General features: G+C 75.0%; 16 protein-coding genes. 11 read left to right on the top strand and 5 right to left on the bottom strand.

From position 1 onward, the window contains the following. Positions 1 to 78 precede the first annotated feature (78 nt). The 7 genes from ACSUPT_RS03920 to metK all read left to right on the top strand — a co-directional run bounded on the left by ACSUPT_RS03920 (position 79) and on the right by metK (position 6,555). A complete protein-coding gene (locus ACSUPT_RS03920) occupies positions 79 to 1,188 on the top strand; it encodes a quinone-dependent dihydroorotate dehydrogenase (RefSeq protein WP_351962956.1) in 1,110 nt (369 codons plus the stop codon). Further along, entirely contained in the window at positions 1,185 to 2,018 is an 834-nt protein-coding gene (pyrF, locus tag ACSUPT_RS03915) for an orotidine-5'-phosphate decarboxylase (protein WP_351962955.1), read from the top strand. The genes ACSUPT_RS03920 and pyrF overlap by 4 nt, the downstream gene beginning before the upstream one ends. A gap of 460 nt (positions 2,019 to 2,478) precedes the next feature. Then, positions 2,479 to 2,802, top strand: coding sequence for an integration host factor (locus ACSUPT_RS03910; RefSeq protein WP_010470436.1), 324 nt, complete (start codon positions 2,479 to 2,481; stop codon positions 2,800 to 2,802). A gap of 51 nt (positions 2,803 to 2,853) precedes the next feature. Then, on the top strand, positions 2,854 to 3,447 hold the full coding sequence (gene gmk / locus ACSUPT_RS03905) for a guanylate kinase (protein WP_023589665.1): 594 nt from the start codon (positions 2,854 to 2,856) through the stop codon (positions 3,445 to 3,447). Between the two features lie 32 nt (positions 3,448 to 3,479). Continuing rightward, entirely contained in the window at positions 3,480 to 3,752 is a 273-nt protein-coding gene (gene rpoZ, locus ACSUPT_RS03900; RefSeq protein WP_003982715.1) for a DNA-directed RNA polymerase subunit omega, read from the top strand. Between the two features lie 140 nt (positions 3,753 to 3,892). Beyond that, on the top strand, positions 3,893 to 5,101 hold the full coding sequence (gene coaBC / locus ACSUPT_RS03895) for a bifunctional phosphopantothenoylcysteine decarboxylase/phosphopantothenate--cysteine ligase CoaBC (protein ID WP_361660179.1): 1,209 nt from the start codon (positions 3,893 to 3,895) through the stop codon (positions 5,099 to 5,101). 245 nt (positions 5,102 to 5,346) lie between these two features. Further along, positions 5,347 to 6,555 (top strand): methionine adenosyltransferase, encoded by a 1,209-nt coding sequence (gene metK / locus ACSUPT_RS03890; RefSeq protein WP_351962953.1) that lies wholly within the window; start codon positions 5,347 to 5,349, stop codon positions 6,553 to 6,555. A 68-nt stretch (positions 6,556 to 6,623) separates the two neighbouring features. Here metK and ACSUPT_RS03885 read toward each other — a convergent pair whose 3' ends face one another. The 4 genes from ACSUPT_RS03885 to ACSUPT_RS03870 form a co-directional block, all read right to left on the bottom strand. Next, the gene (locus ACSUPT_RS03885) at positions 6,624 to 7,718 is read right to left on the bottom strand and encodes a hypothetical protein (RefSeq protein ID WP_436943474.1); all 1,095 of its coding nucleotides are present in this window, start codon (positions 7,716 to 7,718) and stop codon (positions 6,624 to 6,626) included. Continuing rightward, positions 7,715 to 9,736 carry a hypothetical protein gene (locus ACSUPT_RS03880; RefSeq protein ID WP_436943473.1) on the bottom strand — a complete coding sequence of 674 codons (2,022 nt, stop codon included), beginning with the start codon at positions 9,734 to 9,736 and terminating at the stop codon, positions 7,715 to 7,717. The genes ACSUPT_RS03885 and ACSUPT_RS03880 overlap by 4 nt, the downstream gene beginning before the upstream one ends. After that, positions 9,733 to 10,476, bottom strand: a complete 744-nt coding sequence (locus ACSUPT_RS03875) for a toll/interleukin-1 receptor domain-containing protein (RefSeq protein WP_361660188.1) — start codon at positions 10,474 to 10,476, stop codon at positions 9,733 to 9,735. The genes ACSUPT_RS03880 and ACSUPT_RS03875 overlap by 4 nt, the downstream gene beginning before the upstream one ends. Before the next feature lie 130 nt (positions 10,477 to 10,606). Next, on the bottom strand, positions 10,607 to 11,851 hold the full coding sequence (locus ACSUPT_RS03870) for a helix-turn-helix domain-containing protein (protein WP_436943472.1): 1,245 nt from the start codon (positions 11,849 to 11,851) through the stop codon (positions 10,607 to 10,609). Between the two features lie 341 nt (positions 11,852 to 12,192). On the opposite strand from ACSUPT_RS03870, the gene ACSUPT_RS03865 reads away from it, so the two are divergent. Next, positions 12,193 to 14,325: a primosomal protein N' gene (locus ACSUPT_RS03865; protein WP_436943471.1), complete on the top strand. Its 2,133-nt coding sequence runs from the start codon at positions 12,193 to 12,195 to the stop codon at positions 14,323 to 14,325. A gap of 658 nt (positions 14,326 to 14,983) precedes the next feature. On the opposite strand, the gene ACSUPT_RS03860 is transcribed toward ACSUPT_RS03865, so the two are convergent. Further along, a complete protein-coding gene (locus tag ACSUPT_RS03860) occupies positions 14,984 to 15,508 on the bottom strand; it encodes a hypothetical protein (RefSeq protein WP_361660197.1) in 525 nt (174 codons plus the stop codon). Between the two features lie 329 nt (positions 15,509 to 15,837). On the opposite strand from ACSUPT_RS03860, the gene fmt reads away from it, so the two are divergent. From fmt to rpe, 3 genes are all read left to right on the top strand, one after another. Beyond that, entirely contained in the window at positions 15,838 to 16,770 is a 933-nt protein-coding gene (fmt, locus tag ACSUPT_RS03855; protein ID WP_361660200.1) for a methionyl-tRNA formyltransferase, read from the top strand. 345 nt (positions 16,771 to 17,115) lie between these two features. After that, positions 17,116 to 18,552, top strand: a complete 1,437-nt coding sequence (locus ACSUPT_RS03850) for an RsmB/NOP family class I SAM-dependent RNA methyltransferase (protein ID WP_351962949.1) — start codon at positions 17,116 to 17,118, stop codon at positions 18,550 to 18,552. Positions 18,553 to 18,777: 225 nt separating this feature from the next. Continuing rightward, entirely contained in the window at positions 18,778 to 19,461 is a 684-nt protein-coding gene (gene rpe, locus ACSUPT_RS03845) for a ribulose-phosphate 3-epimerase (protein ID WP_023589672.1), read from the top strand. Positions 19,462 to 19,500 lie beyond the last annotated feature (39 nt).

Below are 19,500 nucleotides of genomic sequence, written 5' to 3'. Positions count from 1 at the left end.
GGGCCCGCGACCAGCCAGCCCACGAGGGGGACACCGCCACCGCGGTGTCCCCCTCCTCATGAGGACACAGCCACCGGAATGTACGAACTCTTCTTCCACCTCGTCTTCAAGCGGATGGACCCCGAGCGCGCCCACCACATGGCCGTCCGCTGGATCCGCCTCACCGCGGCCGTCCCCGTCCTGCGCACCTTCGTCGCCGCCGCGCTCGCCCCCCGCCACAAGGAGCTGCGCACCGAGGCGCTCGGCCTGCGCATGCACGGCCCGTTCGGCCTCGCCGCAGGCTTCGACAAGAACGCCGTCGCGATCGACGGCATGGCGATGCTCGGCTTCGACCACGTCGAGATCGGCACCGTCACCGGCGAGCCCCAGCCCGGCAACCCGAAGAAGCGCCTCTTCCGCCTCGTCGCGGACCGCGCCCTGATCAACCGCATGGGCTTCAACAACGAGGGCTCCGCCGCCGTCGCCAGGCGCCTTCGCGAACGCGTGCCGGTCTTCAGGACGGTCGTCGGCGTCAACATCGGCAAGACCAAGGCCGTCCCCGAGTCCGAGGCCGTCGCGGACTACGTGAAGTCCACCGAGCGCCTCGCCCGCCACGCCGACTACCTCGTCGTCAACGTCTCCTCGCCCAACACGCCCGGCCTGCGCGACCTCCAGGCGACCGAGGCGCTGCGCCCGCTGCTCACCGCCGTGCGCGAGGCCGCCGACCGCACGGTCACCGACCGCCGCGTCCCGCTGCTGGTGAAGATCGCCCCCGACCTGGCCGACGAGGACGTGGACGCCGTCGCCGACCTCGCCGTGGAGCTGGGCCTGGACGGGATCATCGCCACCAACACGACCATCGCCCGCGAGGGCCTCGGCCTGGCCTCCGACCCGAAGCTGGTCGCGGAGACCGGCGGCCTGTCCGGCGCCCCGCTCAAGGAGCGCTCCCTCGACGTCCTGCGCCGCCTCTACGCGCGCGTGGGCGACCGCCTCGTCCTCGTCGGCGTCGGCGGCATCGAGAACGCCGAGGACGCCTGGCAGCGCATCCTGGCCGGCGCGACCCTGGTGCAGGGCTACAGCGCCTTCATCTACGAGGGCCCCTTCTACGCCCGCGCCGTCCACAAGGGGCTGGCCGCCCGGCTGAAGGCCTCCCCGTACGCCACCCTCGCCGAGGCCGTCGGCGCCGACACCCGAAAGGCCACCGCATGACCCCCTTCGGCGCCCGCCTCCGCGCGGCCATGGACACCCGGGGCCCGCTCTGCGTCGGCATCGACCCGCACGCCTCCCTGCTGGACGCCTGGGGGCTGGCCGACGACGTGGACGGCCTGGAGGCCTTCACCCGCACCGTCGTCGACGCCCTGGCGGGCACGGTCGCCGTGTTCAAGCCGCAGAGCGCCTTCTTCGAGCGGTTCGGCTCGCGCGGCGTCGCGGTGCTGGAGCGGGCCGTCGCCGACCTGCGGGAGGCCGGCGCCCTGGTCGTCATGGACGCCAAGCGCGGCGACATCGGCTCCACCATGGCCGCGTACGCGGAGACCTTCCTGCGCGCGGGCTCCCCGCTGTTCTCCGACGCGCTCACCGTCTCCCCGTACCTCGGCTACGGCTCCCTGAAGCCCGCCGTCGACCTCGCCCGCGAGAACGGCGCCGGACTCTTCGTCCTGGCCCTCACCTCCAACCCGGAGGGCGCCGAGGTCCAGCGGGCCGTGCGCGAGGACGGGCGGACCATCGGCGCGACCATGCTGGCCCACCTGGCCGAGGAGAACGCGGGCGAGACCCCCATGGGCTCCTTCGGCGCGGTGGTCGGCGCGACCCTCGGCGACCTGTCCTCCTTCGACCTGGACGTCAACGGCCCCCTCCTCGCGCCCGGCATCGGCGCGCAGGGCGCCACCCCGGCCGACCTCCCGGCGGTCTTCGGCGCCGCCGTGCGCAACGTCGTGCCGAACGTCAGCCGCGGCGTCCTGCGCCACGGCCCGGACGCGGCGGCCCTGCGGGACGCGGCGGAGCGGTACGCGGACGAGGTCCGGGCGGCCGTCGGCGCCTGAGCCGGTGGCGGCCGCCGCTCCGGGCCGCGCCGCAGGAGGCGCCCGGGGCGGCGCGGGGCCGACGGCCCCCGGCGGGGCCGGGAAGGACGTCCGGGGCGGCGCCGGGTGTCGGCCGAAGCGGTGTTCGAGGCCGCCGCAGGTGTGACGTACCTCACGGACGCCCGCGTTCCCGGCGGGCGTCCGGCCCTGTCCGGGGCGTGACGCCCCCGGAGCGGCCGGTGACGGGTGTTGACGGATTCGGCACACAAACCGGTGCGTTATGTCGCGTTTGTCTGGCAGGATCGATGCTGACCAGGACTTTTCCTCTGTTCTCGCTGACTCGAGCGGCCCAGGCCGCTAGTCTCCGACGAGAGTCAGCGTTCGCGACGGTCACTGCGTTGCTCGTTGCTCCCTTGGTGTGGGCCGACTAGGTTCCTCACCGGTCCGTATCCGACAGTTCGACATCCGAGGTGACGTAGGCGTGGCTCTTCCGCCCCTTACCCCTGAACAGCGCGCAGCCGCGCTCGAAAAGGCCGCCGCGGCTCGCCGGGAGCGGGCCGAGGTCAAGAATCGACTCAAGCACTCCGGCGCCTCGCTCCACGAGGTCATCAAGCAGGGCCAGGAGAACGACGTCATCGGCAAGATGAAGGTCTCCGCCCTCCTGGAGTCCCTGCCGGGCGTGGGCAAGGTCCGCGCCAAGCAGATCATGGAGCGCCTGGGCATCTCCGAGAGCCGCCGCGTCCGCGGGCTCGGGTCCAACCAGATCGCCTCCCTGGAGCGCGAGTTCGGCGGCTCCAAGGCCTGACGGCCGGAACCCGGCGTCCGGGGCACTCCCGGAAGCTGGAATAATCGCCCCATGGCTGCAACATCCCGGGGGACGACCCCCGAGCCCCCGGACGTACGTCCGCGGCTGACCGTGCTCTCCGGCCCCTCCGGGGTCGGCAAGAGCACGGTCGTCGCCCATATGCGCAAGGTCCACCCCGAGGTGTGGCTCTCGGTGTCGGCCACGACCCGCAAGCCGCGCCCCGGCGAGCAGGACGGCGTGCAGTACTACTTCGTCACGGACGACGAGTTCGACAAGCTCATCGCCAACGGCGAGCTGCTGGAGTGGGCCGAGTTCGCCGGCAACCGCTACGGCACGCCGCGCCGGGCCGTCCAGGAGCGTCTGGAGTCCGGAGAGCCGGTGCTCCTGGAGATCGACCTCCAGGGCGCCCGGCTGGTCCGCGAGTCCATGCCCGACGCCCAGCTGGTCTTCCTGGCCCCGCCGAGCTGGGACGAGCTGGTCCGCCGCCTCACCGGCCGCGGCACCGAGTCCGCCGAGGTCATCGAGCGGCGGCTGGAGGCGGCCAAGGTGGAGCTCGCCGCCGAGTCCGAGTTCGACGTCACCCTGGTCAACACCTCCGTCGAGGACGTGGCGCGTGAGCTGCTAGCCTTGATGGACGTTGTCTGATTCTCTTTGTCCACTTTTTCGGAAGGTAGAGCGTGTCCTCTTCCATCACCGCGCCCGAGGGCATCATCAACCCGCCGATCGACGAGCTGCTCGAGGCCACGGACTCGAAGTACAGCCTCGTGATCTACGCGGCCAAGCGCGCGCGGCAGATCAACGCGTACTACTCGCAGCTCGGTGAGGGCCTGCTCGAGTACGTCGGTCCGCTGGTGGACACCCACGTCCACGAGAAGCCGCTGTCGATCGCCCTGCGCGAGATCAACGCGGGCCTGCTGACCTCCGAGGCCGTCGAGGGCCCGGCGCAGTAAGCGCACCCCAACAGCATCCCCAGGCCCGGCGGTCGTCCGCCGGGCCTGCGGTGTGTCCCGACCAGCCGCGCGACCCCGGCCGCCGCGCCCGCGCGGCCGTACGCCGGGACGCCGTACCAACCCTCAGAGCGGGAGGCGCAGTGCCCGAGCCCAAGCCCAAGGTCGTCCTCGGAGTCAGCGGCGGAATCGCCGCGTACAAGGCGTGCGAGTTGCTGCGCCGGCTCACCGAGTCGGGCCATGACGTGCGGGTCGTCCCGACCGCGTCCGCCCTCCACTTCGTCGGCGCCGCCACCTGGTCCGCGCTCTCCGGCAACCCGGTCTCCGACCAGGTGTGGGAGGACGTCCACGAGGTCCCGCACGTCCGCATCGGGCAGAGCGCCGACCTCGTCGTCGTCGCCCCCTGCACCGCCGACATGCTCGCCAAGGCCGCCCACGGCCTCGCCGACGACCTGCTCACCAACACGCTGCTCACCGCGCGCTGCCCGGTCGTCTTCGCCCCCGCCATGCACACCGAGATGTGGGAGCACCCGGCCACCCAGGAGAACGTCGCCACCCTGCGCCGCCGGGGCGCCGTGGTCATCGAGCCCGCCGTCGGCCGCCTCACCGGCGTCGACACCGGCAAGGGCCGCCTGCCCGACCCCGCGGAGATCTTCGAGGTCTGCCGCCGGGTCCTCGCCCGCGGCGCCACCGCGCCCGACCTCACCGGCCGCCATGTCGTCGTCAGCGCCGGCGGCACCCGCGAGCCCCTGGACCCCGTCCGCTACCTGGGCAACCGCTCCTCCGGCAAGCAGGGCTACGCCCTCGCCCGCACCGCCGCCGCGCGCGGCGCCCGCGTCACGCTCGTCGCGGCCAACACGGACATGCCCGACCCGGCCGGGGTCGACGTGGTCCGCGTCGGCACGGCCCTCCAGCTGCGCGAAGCCGTCCTGAAGGCGGCCGCCGACGCGGACGCCGTGGTCATGGCCGCGGCCGTGGCCGACTTCCGCCCCGCGACGTACGCCGAGGGCAAGATCAAGAAGCGTGAGGGCCAGGAGCCGGCGCCCGTCGCGCTCGTCCGCAACCCCGACGTCCTCGCGGAGCTCTCCGCCGACCGCGCCCGCCCCGGACAGGTGGTCGTCGGCTTCGCCGCGGAGACCGACGACGTCCTCGCCAACGGCCGCGAGAAGCTCCGCCGCAAGGGCTGCGACCTGCTCGTCGTCAACGAGGTGGGGGAGCGCAAGACCTTCGGCTCCGAGGAGAACGAGGCCGTCGTCCTGGGCGCCGACGGCACCGAGACCCCCGTCCCGTACGGCCCCAAGGAAGCCCTCGCGGACACCGTCTGGGACCTGGTGGTGCCGCGCCTGCCATGAGGGTGAATCCCGTGATTCCCCTCACAGCGGACCCATCCGCCCAAGCGGGGCAACTCCCCCCGCGCAGAAAGGCGATCTTGCCGTCGTGGGTGGGGCCGATGTGGCCAAACTGGCTTCCGATGTGCGAGATGCCTGGTCCCATGTCCGAGAGCGCCCGATAAACTGTTCGCGGAACGACGCGGGGCGCAGCCCCCTGCCGGTCCACAAATGATCAGCCAGCAGCCGCTGCAAACCCAGGGAGCGTTGTGTCCCGTCGTCTCTTCACCTCGGAGTCCGTGACCGAAGGTCACCCCGACAAGATCGCTGACCAGATCAGCGACACGATTCTCGACGCGCTGCTGCGGGAGGACCCCACCTCCCGCGTCGCCGTGGAGACGCTGATCACCACCGGCCTGGTGCACGTGGCCGGCGAGGTGACCACCAAGGCGTACGCCGACATCCCGACGCTCGTCCGCGAGAAGATCCTCGAGATCGGCTACGACTCCTCGAAGAAGGGCTTCGACGGCGCGTCCTGCGGCGTGTCGGTCTCCATCGGCGCGCAGTCCCCGGACATCGCCCAGGGTGTGGACGCCGCCTACGAGCAGCGGGTCGAGGGCGACGAGGACGAGCTGGACAAGCAGGGCGCCGGCGACCAGGGCCTGATGTTCGGCTACGCGTCGGACGAGACGCCCGAGCTGATGCCGCTCCCGATCCACATCGCGCACCGGCTGTCCAAGCGCCTCACCGAGGTCCGCAAGAACGGCACGATCCCCTACCTGCGCCCCGACGGCAAGACGCAGGTCACCATCGAGTACGACGGCGACAAGGCCGTCCGCCTCGACACGGTGGTCGTCTCCTCGCAGCACGCCTCCGACATCGACCTGGACTCGCTGCTCGCCCCGGACATCCGCGAGTTCGTCGTGGAGCACGTCCTCAAGCAGCTCCTCGAGGACGGCATCAAGCTGGAGACCGAGGGCTACCGCCTCCTGGTCAACCCGACCGGCCGCTTCGAGATCGGCGGCCCCATGGGCGACGCCGGCCTCACCGGCCGCAAGATCATCATCGACACGTACGGTGGCATGGCCCGCCACGGCGGCGGCGCCTTCTCCGGCAAGGACCCGTCGAAGGTCGACCGCTCGGCCGCCTACGCCATGCGCTGGGTCGCCAAGAACGTCGTCGCCGCGGGCCTCGCCTCCCGCTGCGAGGTCCAGGTCGCCTACGCCATCGGCAAGGCCGAGCCGGTCGGCCTGTTCGTGGAGACCTTCGGCACCGCCAAGGTCGAGGTGGAGAAGATCGAGAACGCCATCACCGAGGTCTTCGACCTCCGCCCGGCCGCGATCATCCGCGACCTCGACCTGCTGCGCCCGATCTACTCCCAGACGGCCGCCTACGGCCACTTCGGCCGCGAGCTGCCCGACTTCACGTGGGAGCGCACGGACCGCGTCGACGCCCTGCGCGCGGCGGCCGGCCTGTAGACGGCCCGCACCCGAAAGGCCCCGGACCCCGCGGTCCGGGGCCTTCGCCATGCCCGGGGGCCGGGCGCTCAGCCGTACGGACCAGGCTCCGCGGCGCCATCCGTGCCGTCCGTGCCGTCCGGGTCGGCCCCGTCGGCCGCCCCGGTGAGGTCCGTCGGGTCGAAGCGCTCACGCAGGGCGGACGCCAGGTCGTCGTCCACGTCCTTCAGGGTGGCGGCGGTCTGCTCCGTGAGGAAGACGTACACGTCGTCGTCCGGCGTCAGCCCGGCGGCGGCCAGGAAGTCCGCGAAGAGATCCACGGCGTCCCGCTCCACGGCGTCCTCCTCCACAGGGCCGTACGACGGGGTGCGGGACGCCTCCGGCACCTCGGTGGCCGCCGTCGGCACGAGGTGCCGGAACGGCTCCGCCACATGCTCGTTCTTCGACGCCGACGTCAGCTGCGCGAGCAGCCCGATGTCCTGCACCGTCTTCGCCACCGAGTCGTCGTTCTTGTTGAGCCACCACACCACCGCCGAGCCGGTGTCCTTGAGCACGTCCTCGCCGAGATACGTACGGCGGCTCTGCTCGTACCGGCGCTCGTGGGCCCACACCTCCTCGTCCTTGCGGACAGCGGCCAGCTTGTCGAGACGCGCCTGATCCTCGTCCGACAGCGTCAGCGTCACGTCCAGCGCCATCGACCGGACGAGTCCCGAGTCGTCCGGCCGCAGCGTCGCGAGCAGTCCGCCCAGTTCGTGCTGGACGAGCGCGCAGCGGGACGGCGGACGTGCCGAGGTGATCGCCCGCGCCCGTTCGAGTACGGCGTCCACGGCGAGTCCGCCCGCGTTGACGGCGGGCGTCTCGGCGGCGGCCTCCGACGGGCACCAGCGCACCGTCGCCGAGAACAGGAAGTCGTAGTCGTCCGCGCTGCTGGGCAGAGCCACCTGCGTGACGCGCACCTCGCGCCGCTCGGGCTGCGGGACCGGTGCCTGCGGCAGCGTGCCCGCAGGGAACAGCTCCTTCCGGCGGCCGGCGCCCGCGACGAGCACCCCCACGCCGAGGCACAGCGACACCCCGGCCACGGCCCACGCCCACCAGGGCCAGCCCTGGGCGATCCCGCAGATCCCGACGAGCAGGGCGGCGATCAGGGCGACGAAGACGGTGACGGTCCTTTGTCCGGTGGTCATGGTGCTGATGTCCCCTCGTTCCGTGGCGACCGGCCGCGCTGGGACCGGCTGATCTTCTCCATGAGTACGGCGGGCAGGGCCCCACGCTCGGGGTGTGCCCCCGGCACCTCCCGCGCCCATGCCCGGGCGGTTCTGTACAGGCGCGCCCACGCCCCGTTGACGGCCCCGGCGGCCACGAGGATGTCGAGGAGCCAGTGCCGGAACGCGGCGGGCGCGTCGCCGCAGGCCGCGTCGAACCAGGCGCGGACCGGGCCGCGCCACTCCTCGGGGGGCGCCTCGGCGAAGACGGCCCGCCAGCCCTCGGTCAGGCATCGCGACACATCCGGTTCGGCGAGCAGCGGCGTCGCCGTGCCGAGCAGTCCCCGCGGCTCGGCGAGGGCGAGGAACAGGGCGCGGTCGGTCGCCCTGCTGCGCTGGGCCGCGGGCGCCGCCAGCCGGGCCAGCATCCAGGCGTGCAGCCGGGCGTCGCACAGGACGAGTTCCACGAGCGTGTCGCGCGCCTCCGTGCCAGGTGCCTCGCGCGCCGCCAGGTGGTGGAGTCGTACGGCGGCGGCATACGGGTGGCGCAGCGCGAGGACCGAGAAGCACACACCGATCAGCACCTTCCGCAGCCCGCCGGACAGCCTGCCGTCCGTGGACCACCGGTAGATCCGGGCCCGGCACTCCGCGCCGATCCGCGGGTCCTCCACGCCGTGCCCCAGCAGCTGGGCCGCCGCGCGGATCGAGGGGCCCCGGTCCCTCCCCGCCGTCCAGCTCTCCACGAGCGCGAACAGGTCCTCGGCGCGGCGCGTGCGGCAGCACTGCTCCGCGAAGCGCGCCACCAGGTGCTCGCGGTCCTCGTCGGTCAGCCCTGCGAGCGTCAGCACGTTCTGGACCCAGGTGCGGAGCGGGCCGTACAGATCAGGGTGGTTGTCCCAGAAGTGGTCGCGTACGGCCGCGTCGAACCGCAGCCGGTCGAACCGGACCCTCCCGTCGTCCGTCTGCGCCGCCTCGATCCGTGCGAGGCGGCTGCCCAGCCCCTGCCGCTCCAGCGGCGAGATGGTGTTCTCGGGGTGGCCGATGGCCGCGAGCAGGGTGTCCGACGCCTGGTGGACGGTGTCCGCCCGTACGCCGTGCAGCATGGCGGCCGACAGCAGCAGCGCGCGCTGCGGGGCGCGGCGCTGCCGCTTCACCAGGGTGTCCACCTCGACGCCGCAGTCCGACACGGCGGCGAGGGCCGCCTCGCACCAGTCCCGGAACGTCTGTCCGGGCCTGGCCGCCTGCCCGGCCTCGCACAGCAGACGGGCGAGTTCGGCGACGTCCCGCAGAGGCGGCCGCCGGTCCAGGTGCTCGCGCAGCACGGCGGGCAGCGGGTCCGCCGCCGCGGGGTCGAGACCGGCCAGGCGCAGATACCGCTTGATCAGGTCGTGCTCCAGTTGGAGGCCCGGCGGCCGGCTGATCGGCACGCGCAGGGCCGCGTACTCGGGGCTCAGCCGACGGTCGGCGTGGCGGGGGAGCACCACCGTGAGGTGGGCCCCGCGGTCCGCCACCGCCTTCCGGAACGCCGACAGTCTGGCCTCGGCCTCGTGCCACGTCAGGTCGTCCGCGCCGGACATGTCGAGGAGCAACTGATCGGCGTCGCCCACCTGGTCCGGGTCGAGCCACTGCTCCTCCGCCTCCTTCGCGGGCGGCAGTTCGAGGAACCGCCCGCCGGTGTGCGGCAGGTCGAGCAGCAGCATGCGGGCCGTCGCCCGCCGGCCGCTGCCGGGCGCCCCGTCGACCAGCACGGTGTGCCGCGCGGCGAGCGTGTCGTACGCCGCTTCGTAGCCGACCGGGTGGATGAACCGGCGGCGCAGCCACCGCAGTTCGTCCTCCGCGACGGCCCGTGGCGCCTTGCCCCGCGCGCTGTCCGCCAGCCTTCGGGCGTCCCCGTCGCCGCCTCCGTAGTAGTGAATGTGCTGGTCTCCGGGGCCGGTGTGCGTCGGGCCGGACGACGAGACGCCCGGCGGGGGAGCGCCTGGCGGGGGCGTGCCGCTCACCGGCGCCGGTCCTCGTCCCGCCGGCCGCCCCACGCGTGGTGCACGCCCCCGTTGTTGTCGCCCGCGACGTACTGCGCGCCGTCGCCCGCCAGGTGGGGGGAGTGGTTGTGCTGGTCGCCCGAGCCCAGGTGGAGCGGTCCGTGGACGCCCTTCACGACCGTGCCGCCCACGTCCCCGCCGATGTCGCGTGCCTGCACGTTCGTACGGCCCGACACACTGTCCATGGAGCTGTGCACCGAGCCGCTTTCGGCCGCCACGGCCCGGGGAGCGCTCGTCCGCTCGGCCCGCGCGAGGGCGGGGACATGGTCCACGGCGATGTCACCGATCCTGCGGAGGCCCGCCTCCGCGTCCTGGGTGTCGAAGCGGATCGAGTGGCAGCGGGCCAGCCGCTCCAGGCTCGGGGGCAGCAGGTCGGCGCGGAGCCGCTCGGTGTGCCTGCCGACGAGGACGGGGACCACCGGCACGGCACAGCGGAACGCCTCCTCCAGCTCCCTGCGCACCCAGTCGTCCTCGCTGTGGAGCTGGGCGAAGCCCGTCCAGCGGCTTCCGATGACGGCGAAGAGCACACCGCTGCGCCGCACGTTCGTCAGCAGCCCGTCGTCGAAGGCCTCTCCCGGTCGCAGCGATTTGCTGGCCCGGAAGATCCGATCGCTGCCGAACCGGTGCGACAGCTCGCGCTCGATGGCCACGGCGGTCTCCTCGCCGTCGCCTGTGCGGTAGTTGACGAAGACGTCGGGCATGGCGGAATTCCTCTCCTGAAGCGGTGCCGGGAAGGTGTGAAGCGGTGTCGGGACGGTGCGTGATGACGGACGCGAGTGATCGGCTCCGGGCCGAGCGGAAGCCGCCGGGCCGGGCCGGTGGCGGGGCGTACTAGCCCACCGGGCTCGCGGAGGCCAGCGCGGCCGTGAGGCGGGGCGCGATGGCGAGGTAGGCCGGGTGGTGAGAGTGCCTGGCCAGGGTCCTGGCCAGCCGCCGCAGATCGACGGCGATGGTGGCGGAGCCGACGATGTCGCTGGTCAGCAGCAGGCGGCCGACCAGGTCGCAGGCCCGCTCCGGATCGCCGGCGAGCGCGTGGGCCAGCGCGCGCCGGACGCCGTACCGGGCCTGTGTCCGCAGCGCCTGCGTCGGCAGCCGCGGGCACTCGCGGTCCAGGACCTCGGCGGCCCGCGCCGGGTGTCCGAGGTCCAGCAGGCACCAGCCCAGTGCCATCGAGGCGGGGTCGGTGACGTTCGTCGTGCCGAGGACCGGCGCGCCGTCCTCCCGCACCGACAGGGCGAGCAGTGCCCGCGCCTCGTCCAGGGCGCGCATGCAGGCGTCGTACTCGCCGGCCAGCGCGTGCCCCTGCGCCCGCCGCTGCGCCGCGAGGCCCCTGATGCGCGGGGGCAGACCGCCGCCCGAGGCGCCGTCGACCAGCGCGACGGTCTCGGCGGCCTCTCCCCGGTAGTACGTGATCAGACCCCGGCGGACCAGCGCGTACGACGCCAGGTGCTCGTCCCCGGCGGCGGCCGCGAGCGCCACCGCCTGGTCGGTCCGCCGCAGCGCGCCCGCTTCGTCACCGGCCTCCTGCGCCATCCACCCGGCGTACTCGGCGTACCGCGCGGAGAGGGCGACCAGGCCGCGGGAGGTGCGGCGGCCCGTGCGCCCGGCGAGCGACCCGAGAAGCGTGATCTGCTCGTCCAGTGCCGGGATGACGGCTCCCGGCGGCGCGGACTGTCCCAGTCGGCGGAACTGGTCGAACAGTGCCCGCGAGACTTCCAGCAGCGTCTCGCCGCCGGTGTCGCCGTGCGCCGCCGGTGCCTGGCCGCCCCACGCCAGGAAACCCGCGGCCCCCGCGCCCAGGATCTGCCGCCTGCCGACGAGGGAGGAGCGGTCGGCCGGGCCGCCCTTCGCGCGGGCCGCGCCGGTGGGTAACAGCGCCTCCAGCGCCCCGTCGGCGCGCAGCTCCGCGTCACACAGCCGGGCCAGCTGCGGCGAAGGCCGCTTGGCCCCGGTCTCCACCTTGCTCAGCTGGGCCTTGCTGTAGTGAACCCGCGCCGACAAGGCCCCCAGAGACAGTCCGGCGGCGATGCGCCGCCTGCGCAGCTCCTCACCGAACGAGTGTGCTCGCTCAAACACGTGTGCCCATTCCCCCCCTCGGTTCGTGGAAGACGGATCCCCCGCCGGGCGGCCCCGCGCCGCCTGCCGCGCACCGCGGCGCGCCGACGCGCTCCGCGTGCAGCTTCGCTGCGCCGCGTACCGCAGTGCGTCGCCGCGTCCCCAGGTTCGGCCCGGCGCGGAGTGGCCGGCAAGGCGCTCATCGTTGTTTCCCGTTTCCTCTTCGGCCCCGCCGACCCCCGCCTCCCTGTCGGAACGGAGCGAACATCACGGGCGGGGCCGTGTCGAGAAGGCCGTTTCGGCCAGTGCGGGTGACCGGGTGGCGGGGGACGGTGTCGGTGGGGTCTGGTAGGGATGGGGCTGTGAGCAGGGAGAGTGGGAAGTCGGGTGACGGGGCTGAGCAGCTCGCGCTCATCCGGGAGTCCGTACGGAAGGCGAAGGCACCCCGGGCCAAGCCGCGGACGTGGCGGGGGGCCGCGCTGGCCAAGGAGCTGCCCGTCGCGCGCGTCGTCGTGAACAAGGGCGTCCTCCACCTCGACCAGTACTTCGACTACGCCGTCCCCGAGGAACTCGACGCCGTCGCGCGGCCCGGCGTGCGGGTGCGGGTGCGGTTCGGCGCGGGGGCGCACCAGGTGCAGGGCGGGCGGCGCGAGGGCGGCCGGCTCATCGACGGGTTCCTCGTCGAGCGGCGCGCCGACACGGACTACACCGGCCCCCTCGCGGCGCTCGCCGACGTCGTGTCGCCCGAGCCCGTCCTCGGACCCGAGCTGCTCGGCCTCGCCCGCGCGGTCGCCGACCGGTACGCGGGCAGCCTCGCCGACGTCCTCCAGCTCGCCGTGCCGCCGCGCAGCGCCCGCGCCGAGAGCCGGCCGTCCCCCGAGCCGCTGCCCCCGCCGCCCGCGCCGGAGCCCGGCACCTGGACGCGGTACGCCCACGGGGAGGCGTTCCTCGGCTCCCTCGCCCGCGGCGGCGGCCCCCGCGCCGTCTGGAACGCCCTGCCCGGCCCCCACTGGGCGGACGAGCTGGCCCGCGCGGTCGGCGCGACGCTCGCCTCCGGGCGCGGCGCCCTCGTCGTCGTCCCCGACGGACGGGCCGCCGCCCGGCTGGACGCCGCCCTGACCGCCGTCCTCGGCGAGGGCCGGCACGCGCTGCTGACCGCCGAGGCCGGCCCCGAGAAGCGCTACCGCCAGTGGCTCGCCGTGCGGCGCGGCTCCGTGCGCGCCGTCGTCGGCACCCGCGCCGCGATGTTCGCGCCCGTACGGGACCTCGGGCTCGTCGCCATCTGGGACGACGGCGACGGCAGCCACAGCGAGCCGCACGCCCCCCAGCCGCACGCCCGCGACGTGCTGCTGCTGCGCGCCGCCCACGACAAGTGCGGCTTCCTGCTGGGCAGTACGAGCTGCACGGTCGAGGCCGCCCAGCTCGTCCAGAGCGGTTGGGCCAAGCCGCTCACGGCGCCGCGCGAGCGGGTACGGGCCGCCGCCCCGCTCGTACGGACCGTCGGCGACGGGGAGTTGGCGCGCGACGAGGCCGCGCGGGCCGCCCGCCTGCCGTCCCTTGCCTGGCAGGCCGTACGCGACGGGCTGAAGTCCGGGCCGGTGCTGGTTCAGGTGCCCCGGCGCGGGTACGTGCCCCGACTGTCCTGCGAGCGGTGCCGCACGCCCGCCCGCTGCCGCCACTGCGCGGGCCCTCTGGAGGCTCCCGAGCAGCGGGAGCTGCGCTGCGGCTGGTGCGGGCGCGGCGAACCGGACTGGCGCTGCTCCGAGTGCGGCTTCACCCGGCTGCGCGCCCGCGTGGTGGGCGCCCGCCGTACCGCGGAGGAGCTGGGGCGGGCGTTCCCCGCGGTGCCGGTACGGACCTCCGGACGCGATCACGTCCTGGACTCCGTGCCGGGGCGCCCCGCCCTGGTCGTCAGCACACCGGGCGCCGAACCGGTCGCCGAAGGCGGCTACGCGGCCGCGCTGCTGCTGGACGGCTGGGCCCTGCTGGCGAGGCCCGACCTGCGGGCCGGCGAGGAGGCGCTGCGCCGCTGGATCGACGCCGCGTCCCTCGTGCGCGGCCAGGACGAGGGCGGCACGGTCGTCGTGGTCGCGGAGCCGACGCTGCGGCCCGTGCAGGCGCTGGTGCGCTGGGACCCGGTGGGCCACGCCCAGCGGGAGCTCGCCGAGCGCGCGGAGCTGGGCTTCCCGCCGGTGTCCCGGATGGCCGCGGTGGCGGGCCGCCCGGAGGCCGTCGCGGAGTTCCTGGCGGCTGCCGAACTGCCGCCGGGCGCCGAGGTGCTGGGGCCCGTACCGCTCCGGCCCGCGACCCCCGGCGGGCCGCGCCGTCCGGGGGACCCGCCCGTCGGCGAACTGTGGGAGCGGGCTCTGGTGCGGGTGCCCCCCGGCACGGGCGCGGCCCTGGCGGACGCCCTGAAGAAGGCCCAGGCCACCCGCCTCGCACGGGGTGGCAGCCTCCCGGTGCGGATCAGGATGGACCCGCCCGACATCGGGTGAGGGCCGTGCCGCGCACCAGCGGGGCGGGACCGCCGAGCCGTGGCCGCGCGCCCTGCTGCCGCTTCGGGGGCGGAAGGGGGTCGGCTTTCGCCACCGGGACGACCCGGCTCCCGCCCTCGGAGGGGCTGGTTCTTACAGGCGGAGGGGCAGGGCTTCTGCCACCGGGACGGCCCGGCTCAGCAGGAGGACGTGTCCGGCAGCCGGAAGGGCCCGGATCCCCGTCACCGGAGGCCTGGCTCAGCGGGCGGAAGTGCTCGCTTCCCCAGCCGGAAGCGCCTGCTCCCCCAGCCGGAACGGGGCCTCACGGCGGGGCCCGGCCCGGAGAGCGCCCCGCAGTGGCACGCGCCCGAGCCGGCGACGCGGTCGGAAGCCGCACCCCGAAGCGCGCCATGAAGCCCGGGGCCTCCGGCAGCGGGCCGCTGCACCCGCCCGCCCCCACCCCAGCAGCGGGCCACCGCACCCGCGCCCCAGCAGCGGGCCACGCCGCCGAGGCGGCCCGACGCCGGGGGAGGGGGCATGAAGCCGGGACGGCCCGGGGGAGTGGCCGTGCCGCCGAGGCGGCCCGGAGGGGCGGGGCCGCGCAGTCGGGCCGGGCCTGGAGGGCGCGTCCCGAGCGGGGCGCGCGTCCCACAGGCCCGGCCGTGGAGGGGGTACCGCCTCAGCCGTTGCGCGGGGACGGGAAGGGCGCCGGGCGCGGCTCGTCCCGGTGCGGCTGGTCCCGGACCGTCTGCGCCGCCGTCGGCTGCGGCGGCATGGAGCGCGCCGCCGGGACCGACGCCGCGGGCATCGTGCGGGGCTGCGCCGGGCGGTCCGCCGCGGCCGGCTGCTGGGCGGCCGCGCGGCGCGCGCCGTAACGCCGGTGCACCGCCTGCTTGGTGACGCCCAGGGCGGAGCCGACCGCGTCCCACGAGAAGCCGAGCGAGCGGTCGAAGTCGACGGCGGCGGTCACCAGGGTCTCGACGCTGTCCCGCAGTTCCTGCGCGAGCCGGACGGTGGGCGCCGGGGCCCTGCCGTAGACGACGAAGCCCGTCGACGGGCCGGAGCGACGCGGGCGGTAGACGTTGCCCAGCTGGGCGGTGAGCGTGCGCAGAGCGTCCACCTGCCGGCGGACCCGCTCGATGTCCCGCACCAACAGGTGCAGGCTTGCCCGGGCTTGGGCGTCATGGGTTGCGTGGTCGGCCATTGACAAGCCTCTCGAACCGGCGTTGAAAAGGGGCGGGCCGCATCCGAGGGCGGCCCGATTCGGTCAATCTCCTTTGACAACGCGCCAGCTGTCGCCGGGGTCACGCAGCAGGGGCGTATCCGCATATGCGCGAGGCGCGCGAGCACGCGTACGCCCCCCGGAGCGCCCGCGCCAAGGCCCGCGGCCCCGGGAGCGTCCGCCACACGAGGCCCTAGACTGGTGCGCTGCCCCGACCGCCCCGTGGACCGCACCGGCAGGGCCTCGCCCGTCGCGACTCCGGCGCATCCGGCGCACCCGGCGTATCCGATGAACAAGCGAGGTAACACCGAGTGAAGCTCGTCTTCGCAGGCACCCCCGAGGTCGCCGTCCCCGCCCTGGACGCCCTGCTCGCCTCCGGGCGGCACGAGGTGGCGGCCGTCGTCACACGGCCCGACGCCCCCGCCGGGCGCGGGCGCCGGCTGGTCGCGAGCCCCGTCGCCGAGCGGGCCGCCGAGGCGGGCATCGAGGTGCTGAAGCCCGCGAAGCCGCGCGACGAGGAGTTCCTCGCCCGGCTCCGCGAGATCGCCCCGGACTGCTGCCCGGTCGTCGCGTACGGCGCGCTCCTCCCCAAGGTCGCGCTGGACATCCCCGTCCACGGCTGGGTGAACCTGCACTTCTCGCTGCTGCCCGCGTGGCGCGGCGCCGCGCCCGTGCAGCACGCGCTGATGGCCGGGGACGAGGTGACCGGCGCGTCGACGTTCCAGATCGAGGAGGGCCTCGACTCGGGGCCGGTCTACGGGGTCGTCACCGAGGAGATCCGCCCCACCGACACCAGCGGCGACCTGCTGACCCGGCTCGCGTTCGCGGGCTCCGGGCTGCTGGCCGCCACGATGGACGGCATCGAGGACGGGACGCTCAAGCCGGTGCCGCAGCCCGCCGAGGGCGTCACGCTCGCCCCGAAGATCACCGTCGAGGACGCCCGCGTCGACTGGAGCGCGCCCGCCCTCCGCGTCGACCGCGTGGTGCGCGGCTGCACCCCCGCGCCCGGCGCGTGGACCGCCTTCCGCGGTGAGCGCCTGAAGCTCGTGCAGGCCGCCCTGGTGCCGGACCGCACCGACCTGGCGCCCGGCGAGCTGTCGGCCGGCAAGAACAACGTGTACGTCGGTACCGGCTCCCACGCGCTGGAGCTGCTGTGGGTCCAGGCCCAGGGCAAGAAGCCGATGCGCGCCGCCGACTGGGCCCGAGGCGTCCGCATCGCCCACGGCGAGCACCTGGGCGCCTGAGCCGCCGGGCGCCCGGATGGACGCCTCCAGCCGCCGGTCGCCCCGCGCGCCTGAGCCGCCGGTCGGGCCGGGACCCCTGAGAGACGCCCGGTCGGGCCCGGGCGCCGGAGCGAGAAGCCGCCCCGGACGCCTCCAGCCGCCCCCGGACGCCTCCAGCAGCCGGTCTGCCCGCGGCCTGAGCCGCCGGTCGGCCCGGGCGGCGCCGTCTCCCGTCGCGGCTGCCGTCGTCGTACGTACCGGCGGTGAACCGTCGGCGCCGGTAGCCCGCCAGCCCAGCCCCCGTGGGCCGCGGCGGGCGGGGGACTACCCTTGGAGGGTTGGAACCATCGCGAAGCGGAGCACCTTTTGAGCGAGCAAGGCCGTCGCCGTCCCTCCAAGCCGTACCGGCGTCCCCGGAAGGATCCGGTGCGCCTCCTGGCCTTCGAGGCGCTGCGCGCCGTGGACGAGCGGGACGCGTACGCGAACCTCGTGCTGCCGTCGCTGCTGAAGAAGGCCCGCGAGAAGGACGGCTTCGACGCCCGTGACGCCGCTCTCGCCACGGAGCTGGTGTACGGCACGCTGCGCCGCCAGGGCACGTACGACGCGATCATCGCCGCCTGTGTGGACCGCCCCCTGCGCGAGGTCGACCCGCCCGTGCTCGACGTCCTCGCGCTCGGCGCGCACCAGCTGCTCGGCACCCGCATCCCCACCCACGCCGCCGTGTCCGCCAGCGTCGAGCTGGCGCGCGTCACGCTCGGCGACGGGCGGGCCAAGTTCGTCAACGCCGTGCTGCGCCGCGTCGCCCAGCACGACCTGGACGGCTGGTTGGAGAAGGTCGCGCCGCCCTACGACGAGGACCCCGAGGACCACCTCGCCGTCGTGCACTCCCACCCCCGCTGGATCGTCTCCGCCCTGTGGGACGCCCTCGGCGGCGGCCGCGCCGGCATCGAGGACCTCCTGGAGGCCGACAACGAGCGCCCCGAGGTCACCCTCGTCGCCCGCCCTGGCCGCGCCACCCCCGGCGAGCTGCTGGACGTCCTGGACGAGGGCGCCGGACAGCCCGGCCGCTGGTCGCCGTACGCCGTGCGGCTCCCGGAGGGCGGCGAGCCCGGCGCGCTCGACGCCGTACGGGAGGGCCGCGCGGGCGTCCAGGACGAGGGCAGCCAGCTCGTCGCCATCGCCCTGGCCGACGCCCCGCTGGAGGGCCCCGACACCCGCTGGCTCGACGGCTGCGCGGGCCCCGGCGGCAAGGCCGCCCTGCTCGGCGCCCTCGCGGCGCAGCGCGGCGCCGCCCTGCTCGCCGCCGAGAAGCAGCCGCACCGCGCCCGCCTCGTCCAGCGCGCCCTCGCCGGGAACCCCGGCCCCTACGAGGTCGTCGCCGCCGACGGCACCCGCCCGCCGTGGCGCCCCGGCTCCTTCGACCGCGTCCTAGTCGACGTGCCCTGCTCGGGCCTGGGCGCCCTGCGCCGCCGCCCCGAGGCCCGCTGGCGGCGCCGCCCCGAGGACCTGGACGGCTTCGCCCCGCTGCAGCGCGCCCTGCTCGCCGAGGCGTTGAAGGCCGTCCGGGTCGGCGGGGTCGTCGGGTACGCCACCTGCTCGCCGCACCTCGCCGAGACCCGCGCCGTCGTGGACGACGTCCTCAAGGGGCGCGGGGGAGCACAGGGCGTGCGGGCCGACTGGATCGACGCGCGCCCCCTGATGCCCGGCGTGCCCGCGCTCGGCGACGGCCCGGACGTCCAGCTGTGGCCCCATCTGCACGGCACGGACGCCATGTACCTGGCGCTGCTGCGCCGCACCGCCTGAGCGGACGGGCCGCCCGACCGCACGCGCCGCCACGCGGCCCGGCCCCCGGTACCCCGCGTGCGACCCGTACGCCCTCGGGACCGGCGGGGGGCGGCCGACCGACCGTACGGACGGGGAAGAGCCGTCAGGGGTTTGCGGGGTTTCGGGCGGAGTGTCCCGCCCCCGGCGCGGCCGCGCCGGGGGATCGGGGCGAGGAAGGGGCGCGCGGCATGGCAGGCTTTGCACATGGCCCAGATCAACCCCAGCATCCTGTCCGCCGACTTCGCCCGCCTCGCCGACGAGGCGCGGGCCGTCGAGGGCGCCGACTGGCTCCACGTCGACGTCATGGACAACCACTTCGTGCCCAACCTCACCCTGGGCGTGCCGGTCGTCGAGTCGCTCAGCCGGGCGACGGACACCCCGCTGGACTGCCACCTCATGATCGAGGACCCCGACCGCTGGGCCCCGCAGTACGTGGAGGCCGGCGCCGGATCGGTCACCTTCCACGTGGAGGCCGCCGCCGCGCCCGTGCGGCTGGCGCGCGAGATCCGGGCCAAGGGCGCGCGCGCCTCCATGGCGCTCAAGCCCGCCACGCCCATCGAGCCGTACGAGGACCTGCTGCCCGAGCTGGACATGCTGCTGATCATGACGGTCGAGCCGGGGTTCGGCGGGCAGGCGTTCCTCGACATCATGCTGCCGAAGATCCGCCGCACCCGTGAGCTGATCTCCAAGCACGGTCTGGAGCTGTGGCTCCAGGTCGACGGCGGGGTCTCGGAGGCCACCATCGAGCGGTGCGCCGAGGCCGGTGCCGACGTCTTCGTGGCCGGTTCCGCCGTGTACGGGGCCGACGACCCGGCCGGGGCCGTACGGGCGCTGCGCGAGCGGGCCGACCGCGCGACGGCGGCCGCGGGCTGGGCGTGCGGACACTGAGCCACCGGTGGGTCACCGGCAGATGAACGCCAACCAACA

Origin of the sequence: Streptomyces sp. SudanB25_2051, from assembly GCF_964272635.1 — a bacterium.
GTDB lineage: Bacteria > Actinomycetota > Actinomycetes > Streptomycetales > Streptomycetaceae > Streptomyces.
This window is presented reverse-complemented; position numbering and strand designations above follow the sequence as displayed.